The organism is Micromonospora sp. NPDC047812 (genome assembly GCF_040704175.1).
Lineage (GTDB): Bacteria > Actinomycetota > Actinomycetes > Mycobacteriales > Micromonosporaceae > Micromonospora.
Genome location: NZ_JBEYRY010000001.1, coordinates 517,212 through 537,886 on the forward strand (window position 1 = coordinate 517,212; position 20,675 = coordinate 537,886).

18 protein-coding genes are annotated in these 20,675 nt (G+C 72.5%); 6 read left to right on the plus strand and 12 right to left on the minus strand.

Translation table 11 applies throughout. The annotated features are described in order from the left end of the window. Nucleotides 1–70: 70 nt before the first annotated feature. Nucleotides 71–928, minus strand: a complete 858-nt coding sequence (locus tag AB0883_RS02320; RefSeq protein WP_366638779.1) for an alpha/beta fold hydrolase — start codon at nt 926–928, stop codon at nt 71–73. After that, a complete protein-coding gene (locus tag AB0883_RS02325) occupies nt 925–1,887 on the minus strand; it encodes a TIGR03557 family F420-dependent LLM class oxidoreductase (protein WP_357973513.1) in 963 nt (320 codons plus the stop codon). The genes AB0883_RS02320 and AB0883_RS02325 overlap by 4 nt, the downstream gene beginning before the upstream one ends. Before the next feature lie 237 nt (nt 1,888–2,124). Here AB0883_RS02325 and AB0883_RS02330 point away from each other — a divergent pair, with 237 nt between their 5' ends. After that, nucleotides 2,125–3,498: a cellulase family glycosylhydrolase gene (locus AB0883_RS02330; protein WP_366638781.1), complete on the plus strand. Its 1,374-nt coding sequence runs from the start codon at nt 2,125–2,127 to the stop codon at nt 3,496–3,498. 284 nt (nt 3,499–3,782) lie between these two features. Here AB0883_RS02330 and AB0883_RS02335 read toward each other — a convergent pair whose 3' ends face one another. Genes AB0883_RS02335 through AB0883_RS02360 form a run of 6 tightly spaced genes read right to left on the minus strand, consistent with a single transcriptional unit; the run spans nt 3,783 to nt 10,913 of the window. Continuing rightward, nucleotides 3,783–5,045 (minus strand): sigma-70 family RNA polymerase sigma factor, encoded by a 1,263-nt coding sequence (locus tag AB0883_RS02335; protein ID WP_366640238.1) that lies wholly within the window; start codon nt 5,043–5,045, stop codon nt 3,783–3,785. 3 nt (nt 5,046–5,048) lie between these two features. After that, a complete protein-coding gene (locus AB0883_RS02340) occupies nt 5,049–5,441 on the minus strand; it encodes a YciI family protein (protein WP_366640240.1) in 393 nt (130 codons plus the stop codon). Nucleotides 5,442–5,488: 47 nt separating this feature from the next. Further along, nucleotides 5,489–7,705 carry an alpha-galactosidase gene (locus AB0883_RS02345; RefSeq protein WP_366638783.1) on the minus strand — a complete coding sequence of 739 codons (2,217 nt, stop codon included), beginning with the start codon at nt 7,703–7,705 and terminating at the stop codon, nt 5,489–5,491. Next, nucleotides 7,702–8,613, minus strand: a complete 912-nt coding sequence (locus AB0883_RS02350; protein WP_366638784.1) for a carbohydrate ABC transporter permease — start codon at nt 8,611–8,613, stop codon at nt 7,702–7,704. The genes AB0883_RS02345 and AB0883_RS02350 overlap by 4 nt, the downstream gene beginning before the upstream one ends. After that, a complete protein-coding gene (locus AB0883_RS02355) occupies nt 8,610–9,566 on the minus strand; it encodes a sugar ABC transporter permease (protein ID WP_366638786.1) in 957 nt (318 codons plus the stop codon). The genes AB0883_RS02350 and AB0883_RS02355 overlap by 4 nt, the downstream gene beginning before the upstream one ends. A gap of 21 nt (nt 9,567–9,587) precedes the next feature. Beyond that, nucleotides 9,588–10,913 (minus strand): ABC transporter substrate-binding protein, encoded by a 1,326-nt coding sequence (locus AB0883_RS02360; RefSeq protein WP_366638788.1) that lies wholly within the window; start codon nt 10,911–10,913, stop codon nt 9,588–9,590. Between the two features lie 270 nt (nt 10,914–11,183). On the opposite strand from AB0883_RS02360, the gene AB0883_RS02365 reads away from it, so the two are divergent. Continuing rightward, nucleotides 11,184–13,190 carry a beta-galactosidase gene (locus tag AB0883_RS02365; RefSeq protein WP_366638790.1) on the plus strand — a complete coding sequence of 669 codons (2,007 nt, stop codon included), beginning with the start codon at nt 11,184–11,186 and terminating at the stop codon, nt 13,188–13,190. A 22-nt stretch (nt 13,191–13,212) separates the two neighbouring features. After that, complete coding sequence (locus AB0883_RS02370; protein ID WP_366638791.1) at nt 13,213–13,989, plus strand: DeoR/GlpR family DNA-binding transcription regulator; 777 nt, start codon at nt 13,213–13,215, stop codon at nt 13,987–13,989. 29 nt (nt 13,990–14,018) lie between these two features. Here AB0883_RS02370 and AB0883_RS02375 read toward each other — a convergent pair whose 3' ends face one another. Both AB0883_RS02375 and AB0883_RS02380 read right to left on the minus strand, forming a co-directional pair. After that, on the minus strand, nt 14,019–14,990 hold the full coding sequence (locus tag AB0883_RS02375; protein WP_366638793.1) for a helix-turn-helix domain-containing protein: 972 nt from the start codon (nt 14,988–14,990) through the stop codon (nt 14,019–14,021). Between the two features lie 135 nt (nt 14,991–15,125). Beyond that, nucleotides 15,126–15,470 carry a hypothetical protein gene (locus AB0883_RS02380; RefSeq protein WP_366638795.1) on the minus strand — a complete coding sequence of 115 codons (345 nt, stop codon included), beginning with the start codon at nt 15,468–15,470 and terminating at the stop codon, nt 15,126–15,128. Nucleotides 15,471–15,552: 82 nt separating this feature from the next. Here AB0883_RS02380 and AB0883_RS02385 point away from each other — a divergent pair, with 82 nt between their 5' ends. Beyond that, the gene (locus AB0883_RS02385) at nt 15,553–15,813 is read left to right on the plus strand and encodes a hypothetical protein (protein WP_366638796.1); all 261 of its coding nucleotides are present in this window, start codon (nt 15,553–15,555) and stop codon (nt 15,811–15,813) included. Nucleotides 15,814–15,875: 62 nt separating this feature from the next. Beyond that, on the plus strand, nt 15,876–16,835 hold the full coding sequence (locus AB0883_RS02390) for a sporulation protein (RefSeq protein WP_366638797.1): 960 nt from the start codon (nt 15,876–15,878) through the stop codon (nt 16,833–16,835). A 71-nt stretch (nt 16,836–16,906) separates the two neighbouring features. Here the strand turns inward: AB0883_RS02390 and AB0883_RS02395 are convergent, their stop codons facing one another. After that, nucleotides 16,907–17,296 carry a hypothetical protein gene (locus AB0883_RS02395; RefSeq protein ID WP_121395781.1) on the minus strand — a complete coding sequence of 130 codons (390 nt, stop codon included), beginning with the start codon at nt 17,294–17,296 and terminating at the stop codon, nt 16,907–16,909. A 397-nt stretch (nt 17,297–17,693) separates the two neighbouring features. Between AB0883_RS02395 and AB0883_RS02400 the strand changes: the two genes are divergently transcribed. Then, a complete protein-coding gene (locus AB0883_RS02400; protein ID WP_366638799.1) occupies nt 17,694–18,101 on the plus strand; it encodes a hypothetical protein in 408 nt (135 codons plus the stop codon). 216 nt (nt 18,102–18,317) lie between these two features. Here the strand turns inward: AB0883_RS02400 and AB0883_RS02405 are convergent, their stop codons facing one another. Further along, nucleotides 18,318–20,624 (minus strand): ATP-binding domain-containing protein, encoded by a 2,307-nt coding sequence (locus AB0883_RS02405; RefSeq protein WP_366638801.1) that lies wholly within the window; start codon nt 20,622–20,624, stop codon nt 18,318–18,320. Between the last annotated feature and the right edge of the window lie 51 nt (nt 20,625–20,675).

A 20,675-nucleotide genomic window follows, 5' to 3' on the forward strand; every position in this document is an offset into this window, starting at 1 on the left:
GAGGATCATCAGCAGGCAGCCCAGGCCGCCGCCGGCCGGCCGGATCTCCGTGTTGCCGATACGCATGTCGTCACCTGTTCGTCAGCGAGGGGGCGAGAAGGGCGCGGACCGCGCCGGCGACCTGCGCCGGGGCGGTGGTCACGACGTTGTGCGCGGCACCCGGCACGGTGACCGTACGGGCGTGCGGCACCAGCCGGCCGACCTGAGCGCGCCAGGACGGCGGCACGATCGGGTCCCGGGAGCCGGCCACCACCAGGGTGGGCGCGGCGATGCGGACCAGGTCCGCCTCGATGCCGTTGCGCACCGAGTGCGACAGCGTCGCGTGCACCCGCCAGGGCCGGGCGTCGAGGACGTCCCGGAGCAGGATCGGCGCCTGCAACGGCGCCTCCCGCAGGGTGTCCACCAGCCAGCGCCCGAACTGTCCCCGCCGGGAGCGGGCGGCGGGATCGCTGGTCGGGCCGGCGAGCACCACCGCTGCGACCGCGTCGGGGTGCCGGGCGGCCAGCGCCGCGACGACCTCCGCGCCGAACGAGTGCCCGACCAGGCAGACGGGCGGCATCCGGTACGCGGCCAGCCAGGCGGCCAGGTGCGCGGCGTGTTCGCGGACGTCGTACGCGCGGCCGGGGCGCTCGGTCAGCCCGAAGCCGGGCAGGTCGGGCGCGTACACCGGGTGGGTGTCGGCCAGCGCGAGGGCGAGCGGGGTCAGGTAGCGGTGGGACACCGCCAGCCCGTGCACCAGCACGACGGGGATGGTGGCGGTGCCGGGGTCGCCGGCGCGGCGGGTGTGCGTACGGAGGCCGTCGACCAGCCGCCACTCGCTGGTCAGCCCGGCGGCCGGTCTCGGGGCGGCCAGCGCGACGCGCAGCTCCGCCGGACCGAACCGGCCCGGCGGGCTCACCCGGGGCGGCCGGGTCGGTGTGGTCCTCACAGCTCGCGCAGCCTCGGCAGGAGCTGCTCCTGCGCCCAGTCCAGGAACATCGGCTGCGTCTCGCCGCCCACCTGCACGATCGCCACGTGGGTGAAGCCGGCGTCGACGAACTTGCGGAACGCCTCGACGTGCCGCTCCACGTCGGGTCCGCAGGAGATCCCCTCGGCCACGTCCTCCTCGCGGACGAACTGCGTGGCGGCGGCGAACGACTCCGGCCCGGGCAGGTCGGCGTTGACCTTCCAGCCCATCCCGAACCAGCGGAACTGGTCGTGCACGATCTTGCGGCACTCCGCCTCGTCCGGGCCGTAGCAGATGGCCACCTGCCCGTAGCGGGGCTGCCCGGCGCCGCCGGCCTCGTCGTACATCTCGATGATGTGCGGGTCCGGTTCGGTCGCGACGAGGCCGTTGCCGTACTCGGCGGCGAGGGTGACCGACTGGCGGCCGGAGGCGGCGACGGCCATCGGCACCGGGCGGGCCGGCCGGTCCCACACGTAGGCGTCGGGCACGTCGTAGTGGTTGCCCGAGAAGGTCAGCGTCTCCCCGTTGAGCAGGGGCCGGATGATCTGGAGGGCCTCCTCGAACATCTCGTGCCGCTGCTGCACGTGCGGCCAGCCGCCGACGACGTGCTCGTTGAGGTTCTCGCCCGCGCCCAGGCCGAGGGTGAACCGGCCGTCGGAGAGCACCCCGACCGTGCTGGCCTTCTGCGCCACGACCGCCGGGTGGTAGCGGCGGATCGGGCAGGTGACGAAGGACATCAGCTCCGCCCGGCTGGTGGCGTGCGCGACCGCGCCGAGCACCGACCAGGCGTACGGGGAGTGGCCCTGGGAGTCGAGCCAGGGGTAGTAGTGGTCGGAGATGACGAGCTGGTCGAAGCCGGCCGCCTCCGCCCGCACCGCGTAGTCGACCAGTTGCTTCGGACCGGCCTGCTCGCACATCAGTGTGTAGCCGACATTGACCATGGGTGTCTCCTTCCGACCCGGGCGGATCATCCCCGGATACCCCTGCCAGGTCGGGTCAACCCTCACGTCCGGTGTCGGCAGCCTGCCGCTTAACCGGTTCATTGCGTGACCGCCCCGACCGGCCTACGCTGATCCCTGCGCCGCCGGGAGCCGGGCGGCGGCTGTCGGGCTGCAGCCGCCATCCCCTGTGACGTCCACCCCCACCTGGCAGCGGGGGTCCTCCCTCTGAGGAAGGCCATGAAGAAGAGACTCACCGCCGCCGGTGCGGCCCTGCTCGCGTTGCTGGTCGCCGTGCTGGCGTTCGGCCAGCCCGCGCGGGCCGCGACCGGCTTCTCCGTCGCCGACGGCAAGCTCTACGACGCCAACGGCAACGAGTTCGTCATGCGCGGCGTGAACCACGCGCACACCTGGTACCAGCAGCAGACCAGCTCCTTCGCCAACATCAAGGCGCTCGGGGCGAACACGGTGCGGGTGGTGCTCGCCAGCGGCCAACGGTGGGCGAAGAACGACACCGCCGACGTCGCCAACGTCATCTCGCTGTGCAAGGCCAATCGGCTGATCTGCGTGCTGGAGGTGCACGACACCACCGGCTACGGCGAGCAGAGCGGGGCGGCCACCCTGGACCAGGCGGTCGACTACTGGCTCAGCGTCTCCAGCGCCCTCGCCGGCCAGGAGAAGTACGTCATCGTCAACATCGGCAACGAGCCGTACGGCAACCAGGGCTACGGCACCTGGGCGACCGACACCGCCAACGCGGTCAAGCGGCTGCGGGTCGGCGGCCTGACGCACACCATCATGGTCGACGCCCCGAACTGGGGTCAGGACTGGTCGTTCACCATGCGCGACAACGCCGCGTCGGTCTTCGCGGCCGACCCGCAGAAGAACACGGTCTTCTCCATCCACATGTACGGCGTCTTCGACACGGCCGCCGAGATCAGCGACTACCTCGGCCGGTTCCGCGCCGCCAAGCTGCCGATCGTGGTCGGCGAGTTCGGCTTCGACCACTCCGACGGCAACCCCGACGAGGACACCATCCTCTCCTACAGCCAGGCCAACGGGATCGGCTACCTGGGCTGGTCCTGGAGCGGCAACGGCGGTGGCGTCGAGTACCTCGACATGGTCACCAACTTCAACCCCGCCGCGCTGACGACATGGGGCCAGCGCCTCTTCAACGGGGCGAACGGGATCAAGGCCACCGCGAAGGAGGCGACGGTCTTCGGCAGCACCCCGCCGCCGACCACCCCGCCGCCGACGACGCCCCCGCCCACCACCCCGCCGCCCACGACGCCCCCGCCCACCACCCCGCCGCCGGGGGGCTGCACCGCCACGTACACGGTGACCAACCAGTGGCAGGGCGGCTTCCAGGGTGAGGTGAAGGTGACCGCCGGCGCGGCGGGCATCACCGGCTGGACGGCGAAGTGGACGTTCGCCAACGGCCAGACCGTCAGCCAGTCCTGGAGCACCGTCCTGAGCAGCAGCGGGGCGACCGTCACGGCCCGCAACGCCGACTGGAACGGCCGGCTGGGCGCCGGTGCCAGCACCAGCTTCGGCTTCATCGGCAGCTTCAACGGCACCAACGCCACGCCCGCGGTGACCTGCACCGCGAGCTGAGGCACCTCGCACCACCGGTGGCCGGGCCCGCACGGGCCCGGCCACCTCTCTACCCGTGGCGACGTCGGGAAGTCGCAGGTTCGGACGGTCGGCGTAGGACGGCGGGTGTCAGCCGGCCGACGACCGGCCGTCGCAGGTCGAAGTGACCGACCCACAGGCGGTCCTGTGCGCGCTGTCGAGCTGCCCCGACGATGAGACCGCCAGCCGCCACGGACCCGGGACTCCCTGCCCCATCCGTGGGGGCAGCTCGACAGCGTCCGCACGCGTACGCCGCGTCGTGCCCGTCACTCCCCGGTCGCCCGGGTCGCCAGCCGGGCGGCGCGCATCGTCAGGTACCGCTGCTCGGGCAGGCTCGTGGTCAGGGCGGCGGCGGCCCGGTACGCGGCCACCGCCCGTTCCCGCTCACCGGCCATCTCGTGCAGGTGGGCGCGGGCGGCGGGCAGCCGGTGGTGCCCGGCGAGCCGGGGGTCGGCGTCGAGGGCGTCCAGTGCCGCCAGGCCGGCGGCCGGGCCGTGCACCATGGCGGTCGCCACGGCGCGGTTGAGGGAGACGACGGGGTTGCCGGAGGCGCGTTCCAGCACCTCGTACAGGGCGAGGATCTGCGGCCAGTCGGTCTCGGCGGTGCCGGGCGCCTCGTCGTGCAGCGCGGCGATGGCCGCCTGGAGCTGGTAGGGCCCGACCGGCCCGCGCGGCAGCGCCCAGGTGACCAGGGCGACCCCCTCGGCGATCGCCGCGGCGTCCCACCGGCCGCGGTCCTGGTCGGCCAGGGAGATCAGCTCACCCGAGGGCCCGGTGCGCGCGGCGGCGCGGGCGTCGGTGAGCAGCATCAAGGCGAGCAGCCCGGCGACCTCGGCGTCGTCGGGCAGGAGCGCGCGCAGGGCCCGGGACAGCCGGATCGCCTCCTCCGACAGGTCCACCCGGCGCAGGTCGGCGCCCAGGCTGGCGGTGTGCCCCTCCGTGAAGATCAGGTAGAGCACGTGTCGCACGGCGGCCAGCCGAGCCTCCCGGTCGGCGGGCTCCGGCATCGAGAACGGGATGCCCGAGGCGCGGATGCGCTGCTTGGCGCGGCTGATCCGCTGGGCCATGGTGGCCTCGGGCACGAGGAAGGCGCGGGCGATCTCGGCCGTGCCGAGGCCGCCGACGGCGCGCAGCGTCAGCGCGATCGCCGACGCCGGCGTGAGGGTCGGGTGGCAGCAGAGGAAGAGCAGCGTCAGGGTGTCGTCCCGGTCGGCGGTCAGCTCCTCGTCCGGCGGCGGCGCGGCGCGCCGGTCGTCCGGCTCGCGGCGGGCGACGAGGTCCTCACGCCGCCGCCGGGCCGTCTCGCCGCGGACCAGTTCGACCATCCGTCGGTACGCGACCTGGATCAGCCAGCCGCGCGGATTGTCGGGCGTCCCCTCGACCGGCCACTGGGTGGCCGCCGCCAGCAGCGCCTCCTGTACGGCGTCCTCGGCGGTGGCGAAGTCGCCGAACCGGCGGGTGAGCACGCCGAGGACCTGCGGCGCCAGCTCGCGCAGCAGGTCCTCGACGGGTGGGTCGGCGGCGGTCAGTCGTCACATCTCCTGCGGCGGCGCCGACATCACGGGGCGCACCTCGATCGGCATGTTGAGCGGTCGGCCACCCGGGCCGGGCGCGGTGGAGATGTGCGCGGCGAGCGCGACGGCCCGCTCGGGGCTGTCGCAGTCCACGATCCAGAAGCCGGCGAGGAACTCCTTGGTCTCGGCGAACGGCCCCTCGGTGACCACGGGGGCGCCGCCGGCGCCCGCCCGGACGATCTTCGCCTGGGCCGGGGCGGCGAGCCCTTCTCCGCCGACCAGCTCGCCGTCGGCGATCAGCTTCTCGTTGACCTCGCCCATGAACGCGACGTGCGCCCGGATCTCCTCGGGCGCCCACGTCTCGATCGCAGGGAAGTCCGTGCCGGCGGCGCTGAACTGCATGAGCAACATGTACTTCACGTCTAGCTCCTCACGACTGCGCACCATCATCGGTGCTCTCACCCGTCGGTAGAAGCCGGCACCCCGGTTCTCGACATCCCTGCCGGAGATTCTCCGGGAAATCTGCCCGCCCCCCGGTCCACGGCGGTGACCTCCAGCAGCACGGTCTGCTCGGGGTGCAGCGCGGGCATCTGGAGCCCGACGGTCGCCAGCACCGCGCCACCGAGGGTGACGCCGCCGTCGGCCAGCCAACCCGGGGCGGTCCGCTGGACCGTCGCGGGCTCCGGCACTCCGGCGACGGGGCGCACCGCGTACCGGCGGCGGGGGTCGAGGCCGGGAAGCCGGACCGGGCCGGGCGTCTGCGTCACCGAGGTGGCCAGCCGGGCCACGGCGTACACCGCGTGGGAACCGTCGTGGGCGACCACGCCGTGCGCCCAGACGGCCGGGTCGGGGTGGTCGACGCGGACCACCCGGCCGGCGTGCAGCAGCGGGCGGAGCCGCTTGTGCAGCGCGACCCAGGCGGCCAGCTCGCGGCGCCGCGCGGCGCCGATCGCGCCGATGTCCCACTCGATGCCGTGGTGGCCGAAGAGCGCGGTCGCCGCCCGGAAGCCCAGGTCGTGCACGCGGTGGGTGGTGTGCGAGCGCTCCGGCCCGATGTGGCTGCCGATCAGCTCGGGCGGGAGCAGCAGCCCCGTCCAGCGCTGGATCGCCAACCGTTCCAGGGCGTCGTTGCAGTCGCTGGCCCAGACCCGGTCGGTGCGCCGCAGGATCTCCAGGTCCACCCGGCCGCCGCCGGAGGCGCAGCTCTCGATCTCCACGCCCGGGTGGCGGCGGCGCAGCTCGTCGAGGAGCCGGTAGACCGCGAGGGTCTGCCCGTGCACGCCGGGGCGGCCGTGGTGGCCCGCCTCGGTCAGGTCCCGGTTGTGGTCCCACTTGAGGTAGTCGATGCCGGGGTGCGCGGCGAGCAGCGCGTCGAGCCGTTCCAGCAGGTGGGCGTACGCGGGCGGGTGGGCCAGGTCGAGCACCTGCTGGTGCCGCCACTGCGCGGGCAGCCGGCCGGGCGCCGACAGCACCCAGTCCGGGTGGGCGCGGAACAGGTCGGAGTCGGGGTTGACCATCTCCGGTTCGACCCAGAGCCCGAATTGCATCCCGTGCCCGCGTACGTGGTCGACGAGCGGGTGCAGGCCGTCGGGCCAGACGGTGTCGTCGACGTACCAGTCGCCGAGGCCGGCGCGGTCGTGGCGACGCCCCCGGAACCACCCGTCGTCGAGCACGAAGCGCTCCACCCCGACCTCGGCGGCGTGGTCGGCCAGCGTCCGCAGCCGGTCCAGGTCGTGGTCGAAGTAGACGGCCTCCCAGACGTTCAGGGTGACCGGGCGGGGCGTGGTCGGGTGCTGCGGGCGGGCGCGCAGGTGGGTGTGCAGGACGTCGCTGAGCCCGTCCAGCCCCACGTCGGAGAAGACCGCGTGCAGCAGGGGGGTGGCGTACTCCCCGCCGGGGTCGAGCACCACTTCGCCGGAGGCGAGCAGCTCGCCGCCGCCGAGGACCGACTCGCCCGTCGGCCGCCGCTCGGCGAAGGTCACGTGGTCGCCGCTCCACGCCGTGTGCACCGCCCACACCTCGCCGTGGCCGAAGCCGAACCCGGCCGTGCCGGCGACCAGCAGCAGGGTCGCGTCGTGCCCGGTGCGGCCGTGCCGGCCCTCGCGGACCCAGGCGCCCATCGGCCACGGGTGCCGCTGCGGGGACCGTTCCCGGCACCACCGGCCGGTCAGGTCGAGCAGCTCGGTGGCGACCGGCGGCACCGGCAGGACCGGCGTCAGCTCCCGCAGCTCGTACGGGCGGACGCCGGTGTTGCGCAGCCGGTGCCGCAGCAGCACCAGCCCGGTCGGGTCGAGCGTCAGCTCGACGGTCAGCGACAGCCCGGCACCGGCGTCGGCCGCCCGGACGGTGACCCGGGCCGGCGCGGCCCGATCGTCGTCGGTCACGTCGACGCCGTGCAGGCGGAAGGCGGTGGACCAGTCCCGGCGGTCGCGGTGCCCGGCGAGCGTCGGCCGGCCGCCCCAGCCGGCGGACGCCTCGGGCAGCAGGGACAGCACCGTGGGCGCGTCGAAGCTGCTCGGTACGACCGGCGCGACGGTGGCGTCGACGAGGGCGGGCAGGTCGCCGTCGGGAACCGGGCCGAGGTCGGCGCCCCAGTGCGCGACCCGGGGCAGCCCCGGGCCGCGCGCGTCGAGCACCAGGCTGGTCCGGGCGCGGCGGAGGTGGACGATGGTCATCCCTTGGAAGCCCCCAGCGTCAGGCCCCGGACGAACTGCCTCTGCAACAGGAAGAAGATCACCAGGGTCGGGATCGCGACCAGCACCGAGCCGGCCGAGACGAGGTTGTTGTCGGTGAAGAACTCCCCGCGCAGGTTGTTCAGCGAGCTGGTCACCGGGAACTTGTCGCCGGTACGCATGAGCACGGTGGCCCAGAAGAACTCGTTGTAGATCCAGGTCACTTCCAGGGTGGCCAGCGCGGCGAGCGCGGGCCGGCACAGCGGCATGGTCACCTGCCAGTACTGGCGCCAGACGCTCGCCCCGTCGACCATCGCGGCCTCGTAGAGGTCGCGCGGCAGCGCCTTCATGTAGTTGCTGAGCACGAATACGCAGAAGCCGCACTGGAAGGCGACGTTGACCAGGATCAGCCCCCAGTAGCTGTCGTAGAGCAGCTCCGAGTCGCTCATGAACGCCGGCAGCGGCACCTGGGTGAAGAGCCGGAACAGCGGGATGAGCAGGGCCTGCTGGGGCAGCAGGTTCGCCGCGGTGAACAGGCCGAGCAGGACGACGTTGGTCCGCCAGCTGAACCGGGCGATGACGAACGCCACGCACGAGGCGAGGAAGAGGGTCAGCAGCACCGCCGGCACGGTGATGTAGACGGAGTTGAGGAAGTGCCTGCCGAACTCGGCGGTCCGCCAGGCGGTGACGTAGTTGTCGAGGGTCCACCCGCCGAGCGAGACGTAGCCGTTGGTGGCCGTGTACTCGTACGAGCGCAGCGAGGTCAGCACGGCCCAGAGGATCGGGAAGAGCCAACCGACGGCCACCGCCGCGAGGAACACGTGCAGCACCACCCGGGCCGGGCGCGGCGGCGGGCGGCGCCGGCTCGCGGGGGCGGTCCGGTTCTCCCGGGGCGCGGTCGCGGTGCTCATCGGCGTCCCTCCCGCAGCACGGTCGCCAGGTAGACGGTGATGAAGACCAGCGAGACGACCAGCATGATGGTGGCCAGCGCCGAGCCGAAGCCGATCCGGCTCGCCTCGCCCACCACGTTCTGGGTGACCAGCGCCGAGATCAGTTCCAGGCCGTTGCGGCCCTTGTTGATGACCCAGACCAGGTCGAACGCGCGCAGCGACTCGATCACCGTCACCACCAGCACGATGATGTTGATGGGCCGCAGCACCGGGAAGATCACCTGGAAGAAGGTCCGGCCCTCCGACGCGCCGTCGACGGCGGCGGCCTCCCGCAGCGACGGGTCGACGCCCTTCAGCCCGGCCAGGTAGAGCAGCATGATGTAGCCGACGTGCCGCCAGCCGGCGGCCACCAGCACGGCCCAGATGTTGACGTCCGGGTCGCCGTACCAGTCGACGTCGGTGCCGAGGACGGCGTTGACCAGGCCCTGGTCGCGGGAGTAGAGCAGCTGCCAGACGAAGCCGATCAGCGCCAGGGAGAGCACCACCGGCAGGTAGAGCGCGGTCTGGTAGAACCGGCTGCCGCGCAGCTCCTTGTCGAGCAGGACGGCCAGGAACATGCCGAACGGGGTGGCCACCACGAACAGCGCCGCCAGCCAGAGCAGGTTGTTCTGCACGGCCGGCACGAACGGCGGGTAATTCTGGACCACGTCGGCGTAGTTGCGACCGCCGACCCACTCGATGTCGCCGACCGGGCCGATGCCGTCCCAGTCGGTGCCGGAGAGCAGCACGGTGGCGCCCGCCGGCAGCCAGACCAGGCCGACGACGAGCAACAGCGGTACGGCCACCATGAGCGCGACGACCACGCGGTCGGTGCGGGACAGCAGCCGTACGCGCCGGCGGCGACCACCCGTGGGGGTGACCGCGGCCGGCGGCGGCGCGGCGCGATCCGCTTGGATCAGGGGCAGGTCGGACACGGTGCCCTCACCCTCTCGCCGTCAGTCGGTGAAGATCGACTTTTTCTGGTTCTCGATGCTGGACGTCAGCCCGTCGATGTCCTTCGGGTCCTTGATGAACTGCTGGAGCGCCGGGATGATCACCGTGGAGGCGAAGTCCGGGCGGGTGTCGCGGTCCAGGAACTGGGCGATCTCGGTGGCCGAGCCGACCAGTTCGGCGGCCTTCTTCTGCAGGGCGCTGTAGCCGCTGGTGTCGGCCTCGCTGTTGGCGACCAGCGTGCTCGGGTCGTTCTCGACGGTGATGTCCGCGGCGGCCTTCGAGCCGACGTACTCCAGCAGCTTTCTGGCGTTGGCCTCCTGCTTCGGCTTGCGGGCCATCATGTAGCCGTCGATGGGCGCGTCCAGGGCCTTGGCCCCGATCGCCGGGTCGATCTCGGGGAAGGTGAAGAAGTCGAGGTCGGTCAGCTCGCTGTCGTCGAACTGCTGGCCGACGAAGAGGCCGAGCAGGTACATGCCGCTCTTCTTCTGCTGCAACGACTGGGCGGCCTCCTGCCAGGTCCGGCCGAGGCTGTCCGGCTGGTGCAGGGGCAGCAGGCCGCGCCAGGTGTCGAAGACCTTCTTCACCTTCTCGGAGGTCCAGGACTCCTTGCCGGCCATCAGGTCGATGTGGAACTGGTAGCCGTTGATCCGCAGGTTGAGGATGTCGAAGGTGCCCATCGCCGGCCAGCCGTCCTTGTCGGCGAAGGCGATCGGGGTGAGGCCGTCCTTCTTCATCTGCCCGGCGAGCGCGGTCAGGTCGTCGAGGGTCTTCGGCACCTGGTAGCCGTTCTGCTGCCAGACCGACCTGCGGTAGAAGACGGCCCACGGGTAGTACGACGAGGGGACGAAGTACTGCTTGCCGTCGTCCCCGGTCGACGCCTTGCGGAACGCGTCGGACATCCCGGAGAGCCTGCCCCAGACGTCGCTGAGGTCGCTCGCGAGGCCCCGGGCGGCGAAGAAGCGCATCCGGTAGCCGGCGAACCACATGAACACGTCGTCGGGCTTGCCCTGGAGATAGTTGTTGATGTTCTCCTGGAACGTGTTGTGGTCGACCGTGTTGACGGCCACCTCGAGACCGGACGAGGTCCGGAACCCGTCCATGACCTTCGCGACCACCTCCTTGGGCTTCGGGTCGGACTGGTTGGAGCCCAGCGACACCGTCTTGGCGCCGGACCCGCCGGAGTCGGAACCGCAGCCGGCGATCAGGCCCGTGCCGAGCAGCGCGGTGGTGCCGGCCGCGCCGGCCAGCAGCGAACGACGGTTGAGGCCGGCCACGGAGGGGGGTACGAGCCGGGCGAGGTATTCGGCTCGGGTGCGGGGACGGGACATGGTGCCTCCTGCGGATGAAGAGGTGCCCGAGGGCCGTCGGTGGCGGTGCTCCGGCAACCGTGACCACACACCGGATCCATCGCGAATCCACATTGGCGAACACGAATTGCCAGTGGCGCCTCAAGCTACTCGTCCTCCGGGCGCTGTCAAGGGCGCGGCAGGGAACCGACGACCGGCCCTCGATAAGGACGTCAGCCGGTAAACGTTGTAAAGATCATCGATGTTGGAACGTGTTGACTTGGTCGGCTTCGCCGGGCACGCTCTGCATTCATGCGGCGATGGCAGGGTGAGCAGATGTGGTTCGGCGCCGACTACAACCCCGAGCAGTGGCCCGAGTCGACGTGGACCGAGGACGTCGCGCTGATGCGGCGGGCCGGGGTCAACCTGGTGTCGGTGGGGATCTTCTCCTGGGCGCTGCTGGAGCCGGCCCCCGGCGCGTACGAGTTCGGCTGGCTGGACCGGGCGATCGACGTGCTGCACGACGGCGGGATCTCGGTCGACCTGGCGACCGCCACCGCCAGCCCGCCGCCGTGGCTGGCCCACCGGCACCCGGAGACGCTGCCCCGGCGCGCCGACGGCGCGATCCTCTGGCCGGGCGGCCGGCAGGCGTACTGCCCCAGCTCGCCGGTGTTCCGCGCGCGGTCGCTGGCCCTGGTCGAGGCCCTCGCCACCCGCTACGCCGCGCACCCCGCGGTGGTCATGTGGCACGTCTCCAACGAGCTGGGCTGCCACAACGTGCACTGCTACTGCGACGTCAGCGCCGAGGCGTTCCGCCGCTGGCTGCGCGAGCGCTACGGCGACCTGGACGGGCTCAACGACGCCTGGGGCACCGCCTTCTGGAGCCAGCGGTACGGCGACTGGGCCGAGATCAACCCGCCGCGCACGGCACCGACCTTCGCCAACCCCACCCAGCAGCTGGACTTCCTGCGCTTCTCCTCCGACGAGCAGCGCGCCCAACTGCGCGCCGAGCGCGAGGTGCTCACCCGCCTGGTCCGCCAGCCGGTCACCACGAACTTCATGATCGGCGCCGGCATCAAGTACCTGGACTACCACTCCTGGGCGTCCGACGTGGACGTCGTCGCCAACGACCACTACCTCACCGCCGCCGACCCGCGCGCCCACGTCGGCCTCGCCCTCGCGGCCGACCACACCCGGGGCGTCGCCGGCGGCGCCCCGTGGCTGCTGATGGAGCACTCCACCAGCGCCGTCAACTGGCAGCCGCGCAACGTCGCCAAGGCCCCCGGCCAGCTACGCCGCAACAGCCTGGCGCACGTGGCGCGCGGCGCCGACGGGGTGCTCTTCTTCCAGTGGCGGGCTTCCCGCGCCGGGGCGGAGAAGTTCCACTCCGCGCTGGTGCCGCACGCCGGCCCGGAGACCAAGGTGTTCCGCGAGGTGTGCCGGCTCGGCGCCGACCTCGCGGCCCTCGCCGAGGTACGCGGCAGCCGCGTCGACGCCGAGGTGGCGATCCTGTTCGACTACGAGGCGTGGTGGGGCGCCGAACTCGACTCGCACCCCACCGTCGACGTCACGTACGCCGACCGCCTCGGCGCGCTGCACGACGCGCTCTGGCGGGCCGGGATCACCGCCGACGTCGTGCACCCGTCCACCGACCTGTCCCGCTACCGGCTGGTGCTGGCGCCCACCCTCTACCTGGTGCGCGACGCGCACGCCGCGGCGCTGCGCGCGTACGTCGAGGCCGGCGGCACCGCCCTGGTCACGTACTTCAGCGGCATCGTCGACGAGCACGACCACATCCGCCTCGGCGGCTACCCGGGGGCGTTCCGGGAACTGCTGGGCGTCCGCGTCGAGGAGTTCTTCCCGCTGCGGGCGGGGGAGCGGGTCACCCTGGACGACGGTTCCGTCGCCGACGTGTGGACGGAGTGGCTGCATCCCGAGGGCGCGCGGGTGCTCGCCACGTACGCCGACGGGCCCCTGCCGGGCGTGCCGGCGCTGACCCGGCACCCGGTCGGCGCGGGCGCGGCCTGGTACGTCGGCACTCGGCTGGACGCGGCGGCGACGGACCGGCTGGTCGCCCGGCTGGTGGCCGAGTCGGGGGTACGCCCGGCGGCGGAGGTCCCCGCCGAGGTGGAGGTGGTCCGGCGGCGCGCCGGCGACCGCAGCTGGCTCTTCGTCATCAACCACACCGACGCCGACGCCAGGCTCGACGCGACCGGCGTGGAGCTGCTGACCGGCACGAGCTGCGGCGGTGACCTGGTCGTGCCGGCCGGCGAGGTGGCCGTGGTCCGCGAGGGCCCGAGCACCGACGCGGCCCGGTGACGGCCCGAGGGAGGTCATCCGGATGCTGGCGCGACAGCGGCAGACCGCGATCCTCGAACTGATCCGGCAGCGCGGCGGCGTGCGGGTCAGCCACCTCGTGAGCCGGTTCGGCGTCTCCGACATGACGATCCGGCGCGACCTGGAGGCGCTGGCCGAGCGGGGGCTGATCGACAAGGTCCACGGTGGCGCGACGCGGGCCGGCCTCGGCTCCGCCGAGGAGCCCGGCTTCGCCGCCAAGTCGGCCCGGCAACAGGCCGAGAAGCGCGCCATCGCCGAGCGGGCCGCCGCCCTGGTCGAGCCGGGCATGGCCGTCGCGCTCTCCGCCGGCACCACGACCGCCGCGCTGGCCACCCTGCTCGCCGACGTACGCGGCCTGACCGTGGTGACCAACTCGATCCCGGTCGCCGACGCCCTGCACCAGACTCCCCGCGCCGACCAGACGGTCGTGCTGACCGGCGGCATCCGTACCCCCTCGGACGCCCTGACCGGGCCGGTGGCCGAGGCGGCGATCGGCTCCCTCAACGTCGACGTGCTCTTCCTCGGCGTGCACGGCATGAGCCCGCGCACCGGGTTCACCACCCCGAACCTGCTGGAGGCCGGGACGAACAGGTGCCTGATCGACGCGTCCCGGCGGCTGGTGGTGCTGGCCGACCACACCAAGTGGGAGACGGTCGGGATGGCCACGATCGCCCCGCTGTCCGAGGCCGACATGCTCGTCACCGACGCGGGCCTGCCCACGGAGGCGCGTGCTCAACTCGCCGAGCAGGTCGGCGAGATGGTCGTCGTCCAGGCCGGCTGAGGAGCCCTCGGGTGCCGTGCGTGCCGCGATCAGCGACCGCGTTCGCGATACTCCTGCGCCGACATGCCGTAGGTCGCCCGAAAGAGCCGACTGAAATGCGCTTTATCCGGAAATCCCCAGCGCGCGGCAATGGCGTGGATCGACTGCCCCGCCTTCAACGGGGTGACCAGATCTCGGCGGCAGCGCTCCAGGCGCTGCCGCCGGATCAGTTCGGCAACCGTGAACTCCTCGCCCTCGAAGAGTCGGTGCAGCGACCGCAGGGAGACGTGATGGGCGGCAGCGATCGCCCCCGGGGTCAACTCCGGATCGCCGAGGTGCCTTTCGATGAAGCTCCGGATCCTCAACCGCAACGTGCGCTGGTGGACCTCGCGCGGGAGGATCTCCGCGGCATCCAGGCGCTGGGCCAGCGTGCCGGCCACCAGATCCAGCGTCACCGCGCCCAGGACGACGGCGTCGGAGGCCTGGTACTGCTCCGGATACCTGACGATGCGGTGTACGAACTGAGCCAGCAGCGCGGCCATGCCCGTGTCCGACGGAATCGACGTGGCGAGCAACCGTCGCGCCTTGTCCGCCGGCAGTGGCAACGTCTGATGTGGGATCACGACGGATATGGAGCCCGCGAGTCCCGGCCCGGCGGAACGGTGGCGACCCGCGAACGGCCTGCAGTTGTCCAGGAACGTGAACGACGCCGGTTCGACGGCCGAGTGGTTGCGATCCTGGCTGATGGCGCTGTCGCCCGCCGTCGTCAGGACGAACTGGTAGTTGTCCGGTTGGCTCGTGCGCACCAGTTTCGAGGTGCGCGTGGTGTCCAAGGTCGGATATCGCAGTTCGGCCAGCTTCACGATTCCAAGATCTACACTCTTGGCTTGAGCGACGAAGTCATCCAGGTGCGGGCTGCTGATGCGAGCAGGAGCCGCCTCCGACTCGATCACCTCGTACCAGCGGGCGAACCGATCGCGTGGTGGAAGCAGAGACGTGTCGAGAACCTGGCATGGCAGCATCCGTCACCTCCTCGTCCTCACGTCCGCCGATCTCGGCGAGCGTACTCAGGCGCATCACGTGTCAGTTGCCTGGGCGAAGCCCGGTAACCGTCCCCTGCCCCTGCTCGTACGCGGCCGCCGGCGGGCCGGGAAAGGTCACGGGTCCGACCGCCGGGGCGGCCGAGTGACGGGTGGAGGCGGGTCGCCCGCGAGCCGGACCCGCTTCCGCCACCGGTAGCGGCGCCACACGGCGACGGTGACGGCCACGGCAACGAGCAGCGCGGTGGCACCCTTCCAGGCGCGCTCGAACCACCACCTGTCGCTGCCGAACGCCGCGTCGCCGGCCGCCATCAGCCACAACCCCACCCATGCCCACTGCCAGCCGTGCGGCCGGGAGAACTTGTCCGGCGGCTCGGAGAAGGCGATGTGGACAGCGGATGCGGTGGCGACGACGACGATCAGCGGCGCTCCGACGCGCCAGGTGGCCTCCCACAGCGACACGAACCGATCATGGCACCCCGGCCGGCGTGGGTCACCATAGCCGCCACCCCGGCTCGGATCCGCCCACGATACGGTTCGATGCGTGCTGCCCGGCCGCGCCGACCGTCCCCTGATCTTCCTCGACGTGGACGGACTGCTGATCCCGTCCAGCGCGCGGCCGGTTGGCCGCAGGCGTTCCTCGGGCGGTGCGGTCGCGGCGCCGGACGGCATCGGCAACCCGCTGCTCGACCGGCTCGGTCCGAACGACGGTCGCCGGCTGCTGGCCCTGGGCTGCGAGCTGGTCTGGGCGACGACGCCGTCGGACGGCGCGCCTTCACAGGCACTTCACAGCGCCTCCGGTTAGGGTCCCGGGAAGTCAGCGACCGCCTCCAGGGTGGAGCGCGGTGTCTTTGCGCGGGAGTTCCGATGGTCTTCAAGAAGATGTTGAGCGCGTTCGGGGTGGGCGGGCCGAGCGTCGACACCGTCCTGACCAACCCGAACACCCGGCCCGGCCTGACCCTCGAGGGCCAGGTGAACCTGCTCGGCGGCGACGCGCCGGCCAACATCGAGCAGGTCGTCGTCGGCCTGGTCACCCGGGTCGAGATCGAGGGCCACGACACCGAGTACGCCGGCGTCATGGAGTTCCACCGGCTGCCGGTCAGCGGCCCGCTCCAGCTCGCCGCGAAGCAGCAGCTCGCCATCCCGTTCCAGCTCCCGGTGCCGTGGGAGACCCCGATCACCGACGTCTACGGCCAGCGGCTGCGCGGCATGACGATGGGGCTGCGCACCGAGCTGGCCATCGCCCGGGCGGTGGACAAGGGCGACCTGGACCAGGTCAACGTGCACCCGCTGCCGGTGCACGAGCGGATCCTGGAGGCGTTCCAGCGGCTCGGCTTCCGCTTCAAGCACGCCGACCTGGAGCGTGGCCACATCCGGGGCACGCAGCAGACGCTGCCGTTCTACCAGGAGATCGAGTTCTTCGCCTCGCCCCAGTACGCGGGCACCATCAACGAGGTCGAGCTGACCTTCGTCACCAGCCCGCACGGCGTGGAGGTCATCCTGGAGTGCGACAAGCGCGGCGGGTTCCTCACCGCCGGGCACGACGCGTTCGGCCACTACCGCGTCTCGCACACCGAAGCCGACCGGACGGACTGGGTCCAGGTGGTCGACGGCTGGCTGCGGGAGACCACGTCCCGCTACGGCAGCCTGCGTGGCGGGCACGGGTTCGGCGGCCACGGGCACGGTCACGGGCACGGCCGGGGCGCCGGCATGGGCGGCGTCGTCGCCGGTGCCGCGATGGGAGCCGTCGGGGGCATGATCGTCGGTGACATGATCGGCGACGCCTTCGAGGGCGACGGCGAGGACTTCGGCGGCTTCGAGGAGTAGGACCACATACGACGGTGGCCTCCGGGACTTGTCGTCCCGGAGGCCACCGTTTCTGGTGGAGCGGTACCCGGTCAGTGCCGGGCCTTGCGCTCCTCACCACTGCGCCAGTTGCTGCCGGCCTTGGCCAGACCACGGCTACCCAGGTACCCGATGGTCAGCAGCGTGATCATGAACCAGGCGTTGTCGGCCCGGAAGATGTCCACGCCGGCCGAGTTCCGGCCGACCAGCTGCGAGGCGGCCAGCACGCCGATCACGGCCGCGATGTAGACCCAGAACTCGGTCGTACGCAGCGACGGCTTGGTCTCCGTGCCGGGTGCCTGCATGGCCTCCCGGTGCCCGTCGTGCATCATCGGCATCGGACGGGTGGGCGTCTCCTGCATGGCCCGGTCCTGCATCGCCCGGTTGGGCGCGTCCTGCGTCGTCCGGTTCATCGGCCTGGTGGAAGCAGCCTGCGTGCTCATCTTGTCCTCCTCAGGATGCGATGAGTCGTACCTGCGTTCCCTCGCCCCGCTACCGCGTGTCGGCCACGGCACGGTTCGCGTTCATGGCGGGGGCACCCGCCGTCTACCCGAGCCGCCGGGCCAGTAACCCCCACGGCTGCCCGAATAGTCCGACCACCCGTGACCCCGGCTCCGGCCCCGCGCCCCGGCTCCGGCCCCGCGCCCTGGCCCGGCCCCGCGTTCCCGAAGGCCGGCGTCGATCATGCAGTTGCGGTGGGGGCTAAAACGCCCGAAAATGCATCTTCCCGGCACCATGACTGCTGATCGACCGGGGGCATCGGGTGGGGCGTCGGGGCGGGTTTGCCGGGCCGGCCCTCGGGCACGCAATCCGGACCGACACTTCTGCGAGGTGATGGACGTGCGTGAGGACGACATGCGACAGGAAGCCGCCCGGCAGGCCGAGGACCGGATCGCCGGCGGCGTGTACGGCGAGGGCGCCCTCGACGAGGTGACCGTGCCCCGCACCGACGTGCAGCGGGTCATCCAGGACGAGGACCCGGACGACCCCGCCCACGTCCCGATCGACCCCGAGGTGCTGCGGGACGGCGGACCCACCCGAGGGCAGGGCGCGGTAACCACGACCGGCGGCACCGCGGGCCCGGCCAGCGTGCGCCGGGTGGCGCGGCAGCCGGAGCGGCACCCCGGCGAGGTGGCCCCGACCACCACGGGCGACGCCACCACCGGCGGCCTGAGTACCCCGGCGGGCGGCTCCACCAGCGACCAGTCCGGCACCGCCAGCCAGGTCGGCGACTTCACCCCGGACTGACAGGCCCCCCCGGCCTGCGGCCCACCCACCGCCCGTCCTGCCCCGGCCTCCCACCCCGACCCACCGGTCGATCATGAGGTTGGCGGCAGTTGTAGAGATCAACATCGCCGCCAACCTCATGATCACCGGCGCCCGGAGGCCCGGAGCCCGGAGCCCGGAGGCCCGGTGCCCGGAGGCGGGCGCGGTGGGGAGGCCGGGGGAGGTGGGGTGGGTGGGTCAGGTGGGGCGGAGGATGCCGAGGCGCTGGGTGGCGCGGGTGAGGGCGACGTAGAGGTCGCTTCGGCCCCGGGGCGACTCCGCCACGATGCGGTCGGGGTCGACCAGGAGGACCGAGTCGAATTCGAGGCCCTTGGCCTGGCCGACGGTGAGCACCACCACGCGACTCTCCAGCTCCGGGTCCTCGCCGACGGCCGCCTCGGGCACGGCGGCGGTGAGCGCGGCGCCCAGCTCGTCGACCCGGCCGGCGGGCACGATCACCCCGAGCCGGCCGTCGTCCAGGTCGGCGGCCTCCCGGGTGGTGGCGGCAACCAGCTCCGTCGCCAGGTGCTCCGGCGCCACCGCGCGGTCCCACGGCGGCACTCCGCTGGAGCGTACGGAGCGGGGTGGGCGAAGCGCCGGGTCGATCTCGGTGAGCACGTCGGCGGCGACCGCCATGATCTCGGCCGGGGTGCGGTAGCTGACGGTCAGCTCCTCCAGCCGCCAGCGCTGCGCCACGTACGGCTCCAGCGCGTCGGCCCAGGACGGGGTGCCGGACAGCGCGCCGGTCTGCGCCACGTCGCCGACGATGGTCATCGAGCGGCTCGGGCAGCGGCGCATCAGCAGCCGCCAGGCCATCGGCGACAGCTCCTGCGCCTCGTCGACGATCACGTGCCCGAACGCCCAGCGCCGGTCGGCCGCGGCCCGCTGGGCGGTGGTCAGCCGGTCCGCCTCCTCCTGCCGCTCCAGAAGCCGGTCGGCGTCGAGCAGGTCGGTGACGCCGAGGATCTCACCGCCGTCGGCCTCGTCCTCGACGTCGATGGAGCGGGAGCCCCGGGCGATCTCCAGCACGCCCTCGGCGTACTCCCGTTGCATGGCCCGGATCCGCTCCCGGCGGGCGGCGGCGGCCCGCTCGTCCTCGCCGAGCAGCTCGGCCGCCTCGTCCAGCAGCGGTACGTCGGCCGGCGTCCAGCCGCCCGGCTCGCGGTGCAGCATGGCCCGCTCGGCGTCGCCGAGCATGGGCGCGGCCACGGAGATCCGCTCGGTGGAGGCGTACAGGTCGGCGAGCAGGCGCTGCGGGGTGAGCACCGGCCAGAGCTGGTCCAGCACGGCCCGCACCTCGGGCTCCTCGCGCAGCTCGCGGCGGATCTCCGCCACGTCGGCCTCGTCGAGCAGGTTCTCCCCGCCCAGCGGGTCCGCGCCGATCCGCTCGGCGACCTGGGCCGCGAGGGCGTGGACGATCTCGACGTCGAAGAGCGCCCGGGCCAGGTTGTGCGGCCGGTCGGAGCGGCGGGCGCGGTCCCGGGCGGCGCGCACGGTCTCCGGGTCGAGCAGCAGCACCTCCTGCTGCGGCAGCTCGATCTCCAGCGGCTCGTCGGGCACCCACTGCCGGTCCCGGACGGCGGCGGCCAGCACCTCGACCATCACCGCGCTGCCCTTGAGCGCGGCGGTCGCGGCGGGCTCGGCCCGGCGGGCGCTCACCCCCGGGAAGAGGTCGCCCTGGGTCCGCAGGAGCACGCCCGTCTCGGCCAGCGCCGGGAGCACCTGGGAGATGTAGCGCAGGAACGTGGCGTTCGGGCCGACCAGGAGCACGCCCCGGGTGGAGAGCTGCTCGCGGTGGGTGTAGAGCAGGTACGCCGCGCGGTGCAGCGCGACGGCGGTCTTGCCGGTGCCGGGGCCGCCCTGCACGACCAGTACGCCCGGCAGGTCGGCGCGGATGATCCGGTCCTGTTCGGCCTGGATGGTCTCGACGATGTCGCGCATCCGGCCGGTGCGCCCGGCGTTGAGCGCGGCGAGCAGCGACGCCTCGCCGGTCAGCTCCTCGTGCGCGGTGGGGGAGGCGGTGTCCAGGTCCAGGACCTCGTCGTTGAGCGCGGTCACCTTGCGTTCCCGGGTACGCAGGTGCCGGCGGCGGCGTACGCCCTGGGGGTTGGCCGCGGTGGCGAGGTAGAAGGCGCGGGCCGCCGGGGCGCGCCAGTCCATCAGCAGCGGGTCGTAGTCGCCGTCGGTGTCGAAGATGCCGATGCGGCCGATGTAGTGGGGGCCGCCGTCGTCGGTGTCGAGCCGGCCGAAGCACAGGCCGCTCTCCACGGCGGAGAACTGCTCGACCTGACCGGCGTACATCCGCACCGCGCTGTCGCGCTGGGAGAGTGCCTGGCGGGTGCCACCGGTCGCCCGCAGCTCGTCGCTCAGCCGGCGGGAGGCCTGCTCACGCAGCTCGTCCAGCCGGCGGTAGAGCATCGAGACGTATTCCTGTTCGCGGCCGATTTCGTCATCGGGCTGCAATTCGGCGGAATCGGCGGAATGCCTTGACAAGCCGTCTCCCATTCGAGTAGCATCTCTCTCGGAACGGCTTTTGAGAGCCGTTCTTTTTTGTTG